Consider the following 13424-nt stretch of genomic DNA (forward strand, 5'->3'; position numbering starts at 1 on the left):
CCGGCATCCCCCCGGTCCGCGCCCCCGCATGTTGAGGAGCCAGAATGACGGCACCAGCGATTGAACTGAAAGGCATCTCCAAAGCCTTTGGCCCCGTCCAGGCCAACAAGGACATCTCCATCAGCGTCGCCCCCGGCACGATCCACGGGATCATCGGCGAAAACGGCGCCGGCAAATCCACCCTGATGAGCATCCTTTACGGCTTTTACAAGGCCGACAGCGGCGAGGTCTGGATCAACGGCAAGAAGACCGAAATCCCAGACAGCCAGGCCGCCATTTCCGCCGGGATCGGCATGGTGTTCCAGCATTTCAAGCTGGTCGAGAATTTCACGGTGCTGGAAAACATCGTTCTGGGCGCCGAGGACAGCGGGCTGTTGATGCCCTCGCTGACCCGCGCCCGCAAGGAGCTGAAGGCGCTGGAAGAGGAATACGAGCTCTTCGTGGACCCGGACAAGCGCATCGACGAGATCGGCGTCGGCATGCAGCAGCGGGTGGAGATCCTGAAGGCGCTGTACCGCAAGGCCGAGATCCTGATCCTGGATGAACCCACCGGCGTTCTGACCCCGGCAGAGGCGGACCAGCTGTTCCGCATCCTCGACCGGCTGCGGGCCGAGGGCAAGACGATCATCCTGATCACCCACAAGCTGCGCGAGATCATGGAGGCGACCGACACGGTCAGCGTCATGCGCCGCGGCAAGATGACCGCAACGGTAAAAACCGCCGAGACCAGCCCCGAACATCTGGCCGAACTGATGGTGGGCCGCAAGGTGCTGCTGCGCGTGGACAAGGTCCCCGCCAAGCCCGGCAAGCCGATCCTGGAAGTCGAGAACCTGCGCGTCGTGGACGAGGCAGGCGTCGAGCGCGTCAAGGGCATCGACCTCAATGTGCGCGCCGGAGAGATCCTCGGCATCGCCGGTGTGGCGGGCAATGGCCAGTCAGAGCTGCTGGAGGTGCTGGGCGGCATGCGCCCCGGCACCGGTACGATCCGCCTCAATGGCACGCCGCTGCCGCTGTCTGGCGCCGGATCGGACGGGCGGGCACGCCGCGCCGCCCATGTGGCCCACGTCCCCGAAGACCGCCAGCGCGAAGGGCTGATCATGGATTTCCACGCCTGGGAAAACGTCGCCTTTGGCTATCACCACGCGCCGGAATACCAGCGGGGCCTTCTGATGGACAACGCCGCCCTGCGCGCCGACACCGCTGCGAAGATGGAGAAATTCGACGTGCGCCCGCCGGATCCCTGGCTGGCCGCCAAAAGTTTTTCCGGCGGCAACCAGCAGAAGATCGTCGTCGCCCGTGAAATCGAGCGCAATCCCGACCTCTTGCTGATCGGCCAGCCCACCCGCGGCGTCGACATCGGCGCCATCGAATTCATTCACAAGCAGATCGTCGCCCTGCGCGATGAGGGCAAGGCGATCCTTCTGGTCTCGGTCGAGTTGGAAGAGATCCTGTCCCTGTCTGATAGGGTGGCGGTGATGTTTGACGGTATGATCATGGGCGAACGCGCCGCCGATCAGACCGATGAAAAGGAACTGGGCCTTCTGATGGCCGGTGTCGCGGGGGAGGCCGCGTAAATGGAAAAAATGCCGAAATGGGCCGATGTGGTCCTGATTCCGCTGATCAGCCTGATACTGGCTGCCTTCCTGTCGGCTCTGGTCATTCTGGCCATCGGCGAGGACCCACTCGCCGCGGTCAAGATGATGGTGACAGGCGCGCTCGGCTCCACCTACGGCTGGGGCTACACGCTGTACTATGCAACCAATTTCCTGTTCACCGGCCTTGCGGTCGCCGTCGCCTTCCACGCCCGGATGTTCAACATTGGCGGCGAAGGTCAGGCGATGCTGGGGGGGCTTGGCGTTGCGCTTGTCTGCCTTTACATCCCCTGGCCTCACTGGTCTCTGGCGCTGATCTTTGCCTCCCTTGGCGCCGCCCTCTTTGGGGCCGCCTGGGCTGCCATACCGGCCTATCTTCAGGCCAAGCGCGGCAGCCATATCGTCATCACAACCATCATGTTCAACTTCATCGCAGCCGCGGTTCTGAACTATATGCTGGTCAATGTGCTGAAGCCCGCAGGGGCCATGGATCCAGCCACAGCCCGCTTTGCCGAAGCTGTTCACCTGCCAAGCCTGCACGAGCTGCTAGCCCCATTCGGTATCGCCTTTTCCAAATCGGCACCGGCCAACGTGAGCCTTCTGGTCGCCGTTGCCGCCTGCGTGGTGGTCTGGCTGCTGATCTGGCGTACGCGGCTGGGGTATGAAATCCGCGCCTATGGCCATTCCGAACCCGGCGCTCTTTATGCCGGGATCTCTCCGGTGAAGATCATCATGATCTCGATGCTGATCTCGGGTGGGCTTGCGGGCATGATGGCGATCAACAACGTCATGGGCGAGGCCGAGCGTCTGGTTCTGAACTCTACCGAGGGCGCTGGTTTCATCGGCATCGCCGTGGCGCTGATGGGGCGCAACCATCCCTTTGGCGTTTTTCTGGCCGCGATCCTCTTTGGCTTCCTCTATCAGGGCGGCGCGGAACTGGCGCTCTGGACCTCGATCCCGCGCGAATTGATCGTCGTCATTCAGGCGCTGGTCATCCTCTTTACCGGCGCGCTGGACAATATGGTGCGGATACCGCTTGAAAAGATCTTCCTTGCATTGCGGAAGGAGAAAGCCTGATGGAATTCCTGACCATCATTCAGGTGCTGGACAGCACCGTCCGTCTGGCGACGCCGCTGCTTTTGGCCTGCCTGGCCGGCCTGTTCTCAGAGCGCGCGGGCATCTTTGACATCGGCCTTGAAGGCAAGATGCTGATGGCCGCCTTTCTGTCCGCTGCAGTGGCCGCAGTCACCGGCAATGTCTGGCTGGGACTGCTCGCGGGTATCGCCTCCTCGCTGGTGCTGGCTGGGCTGCACGGGGTGGCCTCGATCACCTTTCGGGGCAACCAGCTGATTTCAGGCGTTGCCATCAACTTTCTGGCCGCAGGCATGACCGTGCTGATCGCGCAGGACTGGTTCCAGCAGGGCGGACGCACGCCTTCGCTGCTGCGCGAAGGACGCTTTGGCGGTCTTGAACTGCCCTTTGCCATCGGCCCCAGCGACGCCGAGGCAGCGGGCCGCCCCCTGTCCGAACTGATCGCAGAAGCGGGCATGTTCCAGCAGGTCTATTCCGAGCTGCTCTCCGGGCATTCCATCCTCGTCTATGCCGCCTTCCTCGCGGTGCCGCTCACCTGGTGGGTGCTGTTCCGCACCCGTTTCGGCCTACGTCTGCGCGCGGTCGGGGAAAACCCGGCAGCGGTGGACACGGCCGGTGTTTCGGTGGTGGGGCTGCGGTTTGCCGCCGTTGCGATCTGCGGCCTTCTGTGCGGCATCGCGGGCGCCTATCTGGCGACGGCCCTGCAGGCTGGTTTCGTGAAAGACATGACCGCCGGGCGCGGCTTCATCGCGCTGGCGGCGCTGATCTTTGCGAAATGGCGGCCCTGGCACGCGATGGGCGCCTGCCTGCTGTTCGGCCTGTTGCAGGCGGTCGCGTTGCGGTTCCAGAATATCGAACTGGGCAGCGTTACCATCCCGGTGCAGGTGATGGATGCCCTGCCCTATATCCTGACCGTGGTGATCCTGGCCGGTTTCGTCGGCAAGGCCATTCCGCCCCGCGCGGGCGGCGCGCCCTATGTGAAGGAGCGCTGAACAGGGCCTGATACACCCATTCAGTCTGCTGAAACCGCCCGGCCCCCGCGCCGGGCGGTTTTGCGTTTTGGCCGCGCTCTTCCCCCCCATCCGGGGTGATAAGTCCAGATTGATCCGGATTATCGGTCCTGAATGCTGCGGGGCGGCATCGCCAGTTGATTTTGCACCGGCAAAGGGGTCTAAATTGAGTATGCAGATCTACCTTCCCATCGCCGAGGTTTCGGTCAATGCCTTCCTTCTTCTGGGGCTGGGTGGGCTGGTGGGTATCCTTTCGGGGATGTTCGGCGTCGGCGGTGGTTTTCTGATGACACCGCTGCTGTTCTTCATCGGCATTCCGCCTGCTGTGGCGGTCGCGACCGAGGCCAACCAGATCGTCGCTTCCTCTTTTTCCGGCGTCCTTGCCCATTTTCGAAGGCGTACCGTCGACATCAAGATGGGGCTTGTGCTGCAGGCCGGTGGTCTTCTTGGCGCCGCGCTCGGCGTGGTGGTCTTCAACCACCTGAAACAGATGGGTCAGGTCGATCTGCTGGTGAAGCTCTGCTACGTTGTCTTCCTTGGCGTCGTGGGCGGGTTGATGTTCATCGAAAGCCTCAGCGCCCTGCGCAAATCCCGCAAATCGGGCGGCGCGCCCGCTGCGCGGCGGCAGCGCAGCTGGGTGCATGCCCTGCCCTTCAAGATGCGGTTCCGCACCTCCGGGCTTTATATCTCGGTGATCCCGCCGGTTCTGGTCGGCGTCGCGGTCGGCATTCTGGCCGCGATCATGGGCGTGGGCGGCGGTTTCATCATGGTGCCCGCAATGATCTATATCCTCGGCATGCCGACCAAGGTGGTGGTCGGAACCTCGCTGTTCCAGATCATCCTCGTCACCGCCTTTACCACCATGCTGCACGCCACCACCAACTTTACCGTGGACATCGTGCTGGCCGTGCTCCTATTGGTTGGCGGCGTCGTCGGGGCACAGATCGGCACCCGCATCGGCACCTATCTCAAGGCCGAACAGCTGCGGATCCTGCTGGCGCTGATGGTGCTGCTGGTCTGCGGTAAACTGGGGCTTGAGCTTCTTATTCAGCCGGACGAGTTGTTCTCGCTCGGCGTGGCAGGAGGTCACTGATGACGCCGCTCTTCCGCCTGTTGCTAATTGCCCTGCTCAGCCTTCCTGCGGTTCTCGCTTCCCCGGGTCGCGCTAACGAGCGCGAAGCGGTTGTGCTTGGCCTCAGCCAGAACCGCGTCGCCATCACCGCCGATTTTGACGGCTCTGAAATCCTGGTTTTCGGCGCGGTGAAACGCGACACTCCGATCCCGGCGGATGCGCCGCCGCTCGAAGTGATCGTCACCGTGTCTGGCCCCTCCGCCCCGGTCACCGTGCGTCGCAAGGAAAAGAAGCTTGGCATCTGGGTCAATGTTGACAGCGTGCTGGTCGACTCCGCGCCTAGCTTTTACGCCGTAGCCACCAGCGCCCCCTTCGGCGCGGTTCTGACGGATATCGAGGACCTGCGCCACAAGGTATCGGTCGAACGCGCCATCCGCTCGGTCGGGGCCGCGATGAACATCCGCGGCGCCCAGGATTTTGCCGAGGCCGTGGTGCGCATCCGCCGCGAGGAAGGGCTTTACTCCCTGCGGCCCAGCACCGTCACCGTGGACCAGCAAACCCTGTTCCGCACCGCGATCGACATGCCCGCGAACCTGACCGAGGGCGCCTATACCACCCGCGTCCTGCTGACCCGCGGCGGCGAGGTGGTCTCCAGCTATGAAACCGCAATCGACGTGCGCAAGGTCGGGCTGGAGCGGTTCCTCTACGCCCTCTCGCGCGAACGGCCCTTCATTTACGGGATCATGTCACTGGTCATTGCCGTCCTTGCCGGCTGGGGCGCCTCGGCAGCCTTCCAGCTGCTGCGCGACCGGTAGGAGCGTCAATTCATGCCGTTTCGCAGTCTAAACAGCCAGTCGGATTGCCACCTTGGCAATCAGATGTATCGCGCAATGGGACAGCAAGCATGATCGCCTATGTCACCGTCGGAGCTGACGATATCACGCGTGCCAAACAGTTCTATTCTGCCTTCCTACCGGCCCTTGGCTATGGGCTATCGGAGGGGCCTGAAGGTCTAAGCTACGCCCTGCCAGTGGAGCCGGGCCAGTCTCCCGCTCTGCCTGATTTCTACGTCAAACCGCCCTTCGATGGAGAGGCGGCCTCGGCTGGCAATGGCGCCATGGTGGCCTTTGAGGCGCGCAGCCAGGAACAGGTGCGCGCCCTCCACGCCGCCGCGCTGGCCGCAGGTGGCTCTGACGAAGGGCCGCCAGGATTTCGTGACACCTATGGCCCCCGGTTCTTTGTCGGCTACTTGCGCGATCCACAAGGCAACAAGATCGCATTGTTTTCCAGCAACCCGAACGAGCCGGGACGAGACGGTTAGCCCAGGTCTTCAAGGGCGACAGGATCACGACCTCTCGCAACAGGCACCGCACCACGCGCGGTGCCGGGCCCAACGGGATGAGAGCTGCGTCCGCAGATCGAAGACAGGCGGGAGCGCTCCCCCTCTATGCCCCCCGCCCTGCCGTCCTCAGCCGCGGCCGATATAGGGCATCTTGGTGGCCATCACCGTCATGAACTGCACATTGGCCTCCAGCGGCAATTCAGCCATATGCAGCACCGACCGCGCCGCATCCGCCACATCAAAGGTGTCCATCGGCGCCGCCTCGGGATTGGCCTCGGCATGGCGATGGGCCAGATCCTCCACCATTGGGGTGCGGGCATTGCCGATGTCGATCTGCCCACACGCTATGTCAAAGGGCCGACCGTCCAGAGAGATGCTGCGGGTCAGCCCGGTGATCGCCGATTTGGTGGCCGCATAGGGGGCCGAGCCGGGACGCGGCACATGGGCAGCGATGGAGCCGTTGTTGATGATCCGTCCGCCCTGCGGTGCCTGATGGCGCATCTGCCGAAACGCCGCCCGCGCCGCCAGGAACATGCCCGTGAGGTTCACATTGACCGAGGCATGCCAATCCTCCAGCGCGATCTCATCGATGGTGCCGGGCGGCGTGAAGATACCCGCGTTGTTGAACAGCACATCCAGCCGCCCGGCCTGCATGGCAAAGCTGTTGACCGCATGATCCACGGCGGTGGCATCGGTGACATCGGCAGGCAGCACATAGGCCCGGTCGTGCCCCAGCGCCACATCCGCCAGCTTGTCCGCGCGCCGGGCCAGCAGGCCCACGGTCCAGCCTTGGGTCAGGAACTGTTCGGCCACCGCCCGGCCAATGCCAGAGCTGGCGCCGGTGATCAGGATTGTCTTGTTGCTCATAACGCGGTTTCCTCCTCTGCCTCGAGTGTCAGCGCCGCCACCGGTGCAGCGCGCAGATCATCCACCCGGAGCGGCCCGGTGGGTTTGGCCAGCCGGTTGCGCACCACCCAGATCAGCCGCTCCTGCGCCCGGGTGATCGCCACATAGGCGAGCCGTTTCCACAGCGGCTGACCGGCCTCGACCCGGCCCATGCGCGCGGCGGCATAGATATCGGGGGCAAAGACCTGCGCGGTCTCCCATTGCGAGCCCTGCGCCTTGTGAATGGTCACCGCCGCCCCGTGCAAAAAGGTCGCCCCCATGCGCGCGGCATAGGGGATGAAGGGCTCTTCCTCATCCGGTTTCTCGATCTTCACGATGGAGGCGGCCGAGACCTGCGGATCCTCGGCGCCCATCACGTGCAGGCGGGAAAATCCAGGTTTGCGGCCGGGGCCGAGGTAGATCACCTGCGCGCCCTTGATCAACCCGCGGGCTTCAAGATCAAGACGTTTCTTGCGGTGTTTCAGCGGCAGTTCGATGCCATCGCAGATCAAAGGTTCGCCTTCAATCAGGGCGTCCTCGGGGGCGCCATGGACGCTGCGGAAGGCGTTGATCAGGCGGATGCGGGTGTTGTTGCGCCAGACCAGCACCGGAGAGCGCGCCATCAGGTCGACCTCGACCCGCTGCCCCCAGACCACGCGCTCGTCGCGGCGGGCGGTGTCTTCGACCATGCGTTCGAAATCTTCGAACCCGAGCTGCGGATCCGCCAGCGCATGAGCAAGGTCCAGAATAGGGTTATCGGCCTCTTGTCGGTGAATGCGGCTCAGCACCAGTTTGCGCGTCTCTGGCAGCCCGTCAAAGATCATGGCGCCGGATTGGTTCACCGGTGCCAGCTGCGCCGGGTCGCCAAACAGCAGCAGGGTCGGGAAAATCTCTTTGAGATCGCTGAACTGGCGATCATCCAGCATCGAGGCTTCATCGACAAAGCCGATGTCCAGCGGATCCTCGCGGCGCTTCCAGCCGGTGATGAAATCGGAGCCGCGCAGCCCTGCCGCCGCCAGCGCCCCGGGGATCGATTTGTTGCGCTCGTAAAAGGCCGCCGCGCGGGCCAGCGCCTCTTCGGTCAGACCTTCGATATCAGGCTCTTCGCCGTTTCCGGCCAACCATTCGGCGATGCGTTCGTATTCGGGATCGTAGACCGGCGTGTAGAGAATCCGGTGAATGGTGGTCGCGGGCACCCCACGCAGGCGCAGCACGCTGGCTGCCTTGTTGGTGGGAGCCAGGATCGCAAGGGTGCGCTTGCCGCTTTTCTTGCGGCTTTCGTAATCGCCCGACACCACTTCGACGCCGGCATCTTCCAGCGCCTTGTAAAGCTCGGCCAGCAGCAGGGTCTTGCCCGATCCCGCCTTGCCGATCACCGCCATCACCCCGGCATCGCCGCGCGGCGGATGCAGCAGACCATCGTCCAGATCCACCCCGGCCTGGTGCAAAAGCGCAGTCACGCTGTCAAAAGCGGCGGCCTGATCGTCGGAGAATTGAATAAGCGGCTTTGTCATGGCGCGACCCTACAGCTGCGGGGTCGGCTGCACCAGATGCAACCGGCCCCGTGGCATGTGGGGTCGCAAGACAGACCCGGGTCCTAGCCAGTCAGCGCCATCTGCTTCATCGGGTCGGCACCGCCAAAGGAGCGGTCGAACCACAGCCGCGACAGCTCGGGCGCGATGCCCGCGCGGCTGGCCACCATGTCATAACTGTCCGGAGTGAACTCCCACAGACCGACGTTGATCTGGTCACGGCCTTCTCCCTCGGTGCCCAGAACCTCGGGGCTGGAGCCGATGGCGCGATAGATCCGGATCATCCGACGGTCAAAGACACCGACGAAATGGCGGATGCCGAAATTGCGCATGATCTCACCCCCGCCCAACATCAGCGCACCTGCCACCTTGGACGGCGCATTGCGCGACAGGCAGAACCGGGTGCATTCCCAGATCAGCGGGCTGGTGATCGGGCTGCCGCCAGTGAGATGGCCAAAAATTTCGTTCACCATCACGCGCCCGGTGGTCGGCAAAAACCGCATGGAGCCGCCATGGCTGCCATCCGGCATTTCCCAGATCACATAAAGCGGATCCAGCGCATCGTATTGATCGCGTTCCTGTCCGTTGGCATCGACGCTGACCTCCCAGCCCAGACGGGTGCGGAATTGGTCGGCGCGATCCTGAAACATGGAGCGGGCCAGTTCAGGATGTTTATGCAGGTCGTGTCCGTAGATATAGCGAAGCATTTTTTCGTCCCCTTTTGCTTGAAATGCAGGGGGAGCTTACGCCCAGAAGGCGATGCGCCAAAGACATTAACGAATTCATAAGATTGGATTTGAGCAGATTTTCGCGCCCGGATCAGACAACGATAAAGCCGCAGCTTAATGCGCGGGCAATTGCATGAGTCGTATTCAGCGCGCCGAGTTTAAATCGAGCACTTTCAATGTAAACGCGCAAGGTATGTTCCGAAATTGAAAGCGTTTGTGCGACCTGCGCACGGCTGTAACCAATTGCCAGCAGGGTCAGTGCATCAATTTCCCTTGGCGACAGGGTTTGGGCCTGTTCCGGGCCGCGATCAGGTTCGAATTCCAGCGCTTTGCGGTTGAAATAATGCGCCATCAGAATCAGTTCGCGGCTGTGGGCTTCGGTGAATTCTTCCCAGTCCTCATCTGAGCAATTGTGATTGACGGTAAAGAGCGCGAATTGCCCGTTGGGACCGCGAATCGGAATTGAATAACCCTGATTGCCGACCCCATGCGCCAGCGCGTCTTTCAGAAAAATACGCGCCGATTTGGTGGACCAGTCGAGCCGCTTCCAATCGACCGGATGAAACCGCTGATAACAACCAATGATGACCGGATCGGTCCGCAGATACCCCTGCTCCAGATAGCGCTGGACCCAGACATCATCATAGGTGCCACAGCCGTATTGCTCGCCTGCGCTATCGACCCAGTGATAGACGATATGATCGATCTCAAAGGCATCCCGGACGCGCTCGGTGATCTTTTGCAGACCCTCAAGTGTCGTGGTGGCATCCAAGTCCTCCAGGATGCCGTCCAGATCTACCGTTTTCCCCATAGGATCGCGTACCGTTGTCATCAAGCTGAGGCGTGATCTCTGCATAAGCAATATCCAGCGCGATATCGAGCTGGTCGCCTAGCCTCCCCAGACCTTTTGCAGCGGCAACCTCTCTGAGGTCAACGAGAACGTCCAGAATCCATTCATTTTTTGCCATATCGGCCCCCCTTGAGCCTATGTCACCCAAGGACAGCCTAATTTTGCGAGAATTTTTCGTATATTCGCAGATTTTCCTTCCCCAGAAATGGTGAGGAAAGCCCAGAGTAACATTCTGAAATTGTTATATTTTAAGATTCAGAAAACAAAAAAGAGCGAACCACTTGAAATGATTCGCTCTTCTGATTTTCAGCAATAGAAACCCGGCAGGGCGGGATTATTTGCCCGCTTCGAGAACGTCCTCAAGGGTGCGAAGACCGGTCTTGGGCGCCTGCACCAGAACCGACATATTGCCGGGCAGATGTTCGTTGCGCAGCATCTTCATATGCGCCTCAGGCAGGTCGTTCCAGGTGAACACTTCGGACATGCAGGGATCAAGACGACGCTCCAGCATCAGCTTGTTCGCGGAAGACGCCTGTTTCAGGTGGGCAAAGTGGCTGCCCTGCAGGCGCTTCTGGTGCATCCACATGTAGCGCACATCGAGCGTCAGGTTATAGCCGGTGGTGCCTGCACAGATCACCACCATGCCGCCTTTTTTACAGACAAAGGTGGAGACCGGGAAGGTCGCCTCACCGGGGTGTTCGAACACCATGTCGACGTTCACGCCCTTGCCGGTGATTTCCCAGATCGCGGCGCCGAACTTGCGCGCTTCCTTGAACCAGGCGGCATATTCCGGGGTGTTGACCGTCGGCATCTGGCCCCAGCAGTTGAAGTCCTTGCGGTTCAGAACGCCCTTGGCACCCAGGCCCATGACGAACTCCCGCTTGCTCTCGTCCGAGATCACGCCGATGGCATTGGCGCCGGCGGTGTTGATCAGCTGGATCGCGTAGGAGCCAAGACCACCCGACGCGCCCCAGACCAGAACGTTCTGGCCCGGCTTCAGGTCGTGCGGCTCGTGGCCGAACAGCATCCGGTAGGCGGTGGCCAGCGTCAGCGTGTAGCAGGCGCTTTCTTCCCAGGTCAGGTGCTTGGGGCGCGGCATCAGCTGCTGGGCCTGCACATTGGTGAACTGAGCAAAGGAGCCATCGGGAGTTTCATAGCCCCAGATACGCTGGCTCGGCGAATACATCGGGTCGCCGCCGTTGCATTCCTCGTCGTCGCCGTCGTCCTGGTTGCAGTGCACCACGACCTCGTCGCCGACTTTCCAGCGCTTCACCTTGGATCCAACCGCCCAGACGATACCCGCGGCATCGGAGCCGGCGATGTGATAGGGGGCCTTGTGACCGTCAAAGGGCGAGATCGGCTTGCCCAGCGCGGCCCAGACACCGTTGTAGTTGACGCCGGCGGCCATCACCAGGACCAGCACCTCGTGGCTGTCCAGCTCGGGCACATCCACCACTTCCTCGACCATGGCAGTGTTCGGCTCACCGTGGCGCTCCTTGCGGATGGTCCAGGCGTACATCTTCTTGGGGACGTAACCCATCGGAGGGATTTCGCCCATCTCATAGAGATCCTTCTCGGGCGCCTCGTAGGACAGAACGTCGGTCTGCGTGTCCAGAGCCATGATGGCCTCCTTCGTTAAAACGGTTTTGCCGCAATGCAGAATCGCGGGTCTACCTAGGGAATAAAAACGGCAAGGTAATAATGCAACCCCATTTGAGGTTGTTTTGTAATTTTATGACCTCGCAGACGCAGAAATTTCCTTGGCGTCTGCAGCATCCGTGGGCAGGGCCGCTGCAGGCAGGAGGTGACGAATGGAGTTGGCATAGTAGGTCAGCAGGTCCCGTTTGGCGGGCACCGGCACGTAACGCCCGTGTTCGGAGCGCAGGATGCCGCGCCGCACCAGGATCCGCAGCGCTGTTTCAACCGCATAGGACCGGCTGTCGCGGGGCAGATGGATATGGGAGAGCGGCATCCGCTCCAGCAGCGCCGCAAGCCGCTGTTCCAGCGCGCTGCGCGTCATTGCGCCTTCGGACAGCAGCAACCAGCAGACCGCGGGCACCGGCAGTACCGGTACGATATCACCGATCCGCTCCATCAGCTCCTGCGACAGGGGTTCGGGTAGATCTGACGCCGTGACCGGCCCAGAAGGATCGGCAGCCTGCTGCGCGGCGGTGAATTCCGCAAGGCTCAAAGGGCGGCCAAAGTTCACCGCAGCATAGCCGAACCGGTGATAGCGACCGGTCATCCACAGCCACAGCTGCCGCAGCATCCGCGCCATCACCACGCCGATACGGGCGCGGAACCGGCGCTCTCCGGCGCGCCCGGCCGAGGTCAGGATCTTGTCCTCCAGCACCCAGTCGTAATTCAGCCCCACCGGCACAAAGACCACATCCCGCCCCGCCCCGGCCGGGTCCCGCGCGTCGACAATGTATTTCAGCAGCCCAAGACGCGGCGGCGCCAGCGCGCCGTCCAGGCTAAGCCCCCCTTCGGGGAACATCGCCTGCGTCGCGCCGCCCTGCGTGGCAAGGCGTACATAGGTGGCCAGCACCCGGCGATAGAGTTCATTGCGGGATTTGCGACGGATGAAATAGGCCCCCATGGCCCGGATCAACCGCGACAGCGGCCAGACCCGCGCCCACTCCCCCACCGCATAAGACAGGGCCGAGCGCCGCGCTGCCAGATAGGTGATCAGCACGTAATCCATATTGCTGCGGTGGTTCATCACAAAAACCAGCGTTGCCTCCGGGTCGATGCGACGCAGCGCCTCTTCGTCCTGATGGCCCAGCCGCACCCGGTAGATCGCATTGGACAGCCAGCGCGTGACGCGAATGGCAAAGCTGAAATAGGTGAAGGCGGAAAAGGAGGGCACGATCTCGCGTGCGTACCGCCGCGCCTCTTCAAAGGCGACATTGTCGGGAATGCCCTCGGTCGCCGCGTGATCGGCCACCGCCTGCGCCACCTGCGGATCGTAGATCAGCCGCTGGATCATGTCATAGCGCCGCGCAAGGCGGAATGGCTCGATCGGGCGCTCCAGCCGCTGGTTGAGCCGTGCCACCGCCCGTTCCAGCCGCCGCCGGAAGAACCAGCGCACGGATGGAAACAGGAAATGCGAGGCAAAGGTGACCGCAGCAAACAGCAGGATCAGCACAAACAGCCAAAGCGGAAGCTCTACGGTACTCGTCATGGCCCGACTGTGGCAGCAAAGGCCTGCACGGGCAATTGTAACGCAGGATCAGCGCCTGACGCGGTGTTCGCCGCAACGCAGCGAATTGACATGGGTTTATTATTCCGCTTTACATCGCCACAGCGAAATAAAATTAC

Annotated in this window: 12 protein-coding genes; 6 read left to right on the forward strand and 6 right to left on the reverse strand. The window is 62.2% G+C overall.

Annotated features, from left to right (window positions below):
- The first annotated feature begins 44 nt into the window (after positions 1 to 44).
- The 6 genes from AC5SSZ_RS18705 to AC5SSZ_RS18730 all read left to right on the forward strand — a co-directional run bounded on the left by AC5SSZ_RS18705 (position 45) and on the right by AC5SSZ_RS18730 (position 6087).
- On the forward strand, positions 45 to 1574 hold the full coding sequence (locus tag AC5SSZ_RS18705) for an ABC transporter ATP-binding protein (RefSeq protein ID WP_495439361.1): 1530 nt from the start codon (positions 45 to 47) through the stop codon (positions 1572 to 1574).
- Complete coding sequence (locus AC5SSZ_RS18710; RefSeq protein WP_274827619.1) at positions 1575 to 2669, forward strand: ABC transporter permease; 1095 nt, start codon at positions 1575 to 1577, stop codon at positions 2667 to 2669.
- Positions 2669 to 3676, forward strand: coding sequence for an ABC transporter permease (locus AC5SSZ_RS18715; protein WP_495439363.1), 1008 nt, complete (start codon positions 2669 to 2671; stop codon positions 3674 to 3676). The genes AC5SSZ_RS18710 and AC5SSZ_RS18715 overlap by 1 nt, the downstream gene beginning before the upstream one ends.
- A 190-nt stretch (positions 3677 to 3866) precedes the next feature.
- A complete protein-coding gene (locus tag AC5SSZ_RS18720; protein ID WP_274827617.1) occupies positions 3867 to 4787 on the forward strand; it encodes a sulfite exporter TauE/SafE family protein in 921 nt (306 codons plus the stop codon).
- The gene (locus AC5SSZ_RS18725) at positions 4787 to 5581 is read left to right on the forward strand and encodes a TIGR02186 family protein (RefSeq protein WP_065272538.1); all 795 of its coding nucleotides are present in this window, start codon (positions 4787 to 4789) and stop codon (positions 5579 to 5581) included. Before AC5SSZ_RS18720 ends, AC5SSZ_RS18725 begins: the two co-directional genes overlap by 1 nt.
- Positions 5582 to 5670: 89 nt before the next feature.
- A complete protein-coding gene (locus AC5SSZ_RS18730) occupies positions 5671 to 6087 on the forward strand; it encodes a VOC family protein (RefSeq protein ID WP_368947275.1) in 417 nt (138 codons plus the stop codon).
- Positions 6088 to 6234: 147 nt separating this feature from the next.
- Here AC5SSZ_RS18730 and AC5SSZ_RS18735 read toward each other — a convergent pair whose 3' ends face one another.
- The 6 genes from AC5SSZ_RS18735 to AC5SSZ_RS18760 all read right to left on the reverse strand — a co-directional run bounded on the left by AC5SSZ_RS18735 (position 6235) and on the right by AC5SSZ_RS18760 (position 13287).
- Complete coding sequence (locus AC5SSZ_RS18735) at positions 6235 to 6975, reverse strand: SDR family oxidoreductase (protein WP_065272536.1); 741 nt, start codon at positions 6973 to 6975, stop codon at positions 6235 to 6237.
- Positions 6972 to 8507 (reverse strand): ATP-dependent DNA helicase, encoded by a 1536-nt coding sequence (locus AC5SSZ_RS18740; protein ID WP_495439366.1) that lies wholly within the window; start codon positions 8505 to 8507, stop codon positions 6972 to 6974. Before AC5SSZ_RS18740 ends, AC5SSZ_RS18735 begins: the two co-directional genes overlap by 4 nt.
- 83 nt (positions 8508 to 8590) lie before the next feature.
- The gene (locus tag AC5SSZ_RS18745) at positions 8591 to 9232 is read right to left on the reverse strand and encodes an acyl-homoserine-lactone synthase (RefSeq protein WP_065272534.1); all 642 of its coding nucleotides are present in this window, start codon (positions 9230 to 9232) and stop codon (positions 8591 to 8593) included.
- Between the two features lie 112 nt (positions 9233 to 9344).
- A complete protein-coding gene (locus AC5SSZ_RS18750) occupies positions 9345 to 10064 on the reverse strand; it encodes a helix-turn-helix transcriptional regulator (RefSeq protein ID WP_065272533.1) in 720 nt (239 codons plus the stop codon).
- A 373-nt stretch (positions 10065 to 10437) separates the two neighbouring features.
- Positions 10438 to 11724, reverse strand: a complete 1287-nt coding sequence (gene ccrA / locus AC5SSZ_RS18755; RefSeq protein ID WP_065272532.1) for a crotonyl-CoA carboxylase/reductase — start codon at positions 11722 to 11724, stop codon at positions 10438 to 10440.
- Between the two features lie 111 nt (positions 11725 to 11835).
- Positions 11836 to 13287: a 1-acyl-sn-glycerol-3-phosphate acyltransferase gene (locus tag AC5SSZ_RS18760; protein ID WP_495439368.1), complete on the reverse strand. Its 1452-nt coding sequence runs from the start codon at positions 13285 to 13287 to the stop codon at positions 11836 to 11838.
- Positions 13288 to 13424 lie beyond the last annotated feature (137 nt).

The sequence above is a fragment of the Phaeobacter sp. CC-HEC084 genome (assembly GCF_059429255.1).

What these genes read in the sequence shown, in the direction of transcription:
- AC5SSZ_RS18745 (WP_065272534.1), bottom strand. Translation starts at nt 9,232, where the DNA reads ATGCTTCGCTATATCTACGGACACGACCTGCATAAACATCCTGAACTG.
- AC5SSZ_RS18735 (WP_065272536.1), bottom strand. Translation starts at nt 6,975, where the DNA reads ATGAGCAACAAGACAATCCTGATCACCGGCGCCAGCTCTGGCATTGGC.
- AC5SSZ_RS18720 (WP_274827617.1), top strand. Translation starts at nt 3,867, where the DNA reads ATGCAGATCTACCTTCCCATCGCCGAGGTTTCGGTCAATGCCTTCCTT.
- AC5SSZ_RS18715 (WP_495439363.1), top strand. Translation starts at nt 2,669, where the DNA reads ATGGAATTCCTGACCATCATTCAGGTGCTGGACAGCACCGTCCGTCTG.
- AC5SSZ_RS18710 (WP_274827619.1), top strand. Translation starts at nt 1,575, where the DNA reads ATGGAAAAAATGCCGAAATGGGCCGATGTGGTCCTGATTCCGCTGATC.
- AC5SSZ_RS18705 (WP_495439361.1), top strand. Translation starts at nt 45, where the DNA reads ATGACGGCACCAGCGATTGAACTGAAAGGCATCTCCAAAGCCTTTGGC.
- AC5SSZ_RS18730 (WP_368947275.1), top strand. Translation starts at nt 5,671, where the DNA reads ATGATCGCCTATGTCACCGTCGGAGCTGACGATATCACGCGTGCCAAA.
- AC5SSZ_RS18750 (WP_065272533.1), bottom strand. Translation starts at nt 10,064, where the DNA reads ATGGGGAAAACGGTAGATCTGGACGGCATCCTGGAGGACTTGGATGCC.
- AC5SSZ_RS18740 (WP_495439366.1), bottom strand. Translation starts at nt 8,507, where the DNA reads ATGACAAAGCCGCTTATTCAATTCTCCGACGATCAGGCCGCCGCTTTT.
- AC5SSZ_RS18760 (WP_495439368.1), bottom strand. Translation starts at nt 13,287, where the DNA reads ATGACGAGTACCGTAGAGCTTCCGCTTTGGCTGTTTGTGCTGATCCTG.
- ccrA (WP_065272532.1), bottom strand. Translation starts at nt 11,724, where the DNA reads ATGGCTCTGGACACGCAGACCGACGTTCTGTCCTACGAGGCGCCCGAG.
- AC5SSZ_RS18725 (WP_065272538.1), top strand. Translation starts at nt 4,787, where the DNA reads ATGACGCCGCTCTTCCGCCTGTTGCTAATTGCCCTGCTCAGCCTTCCT.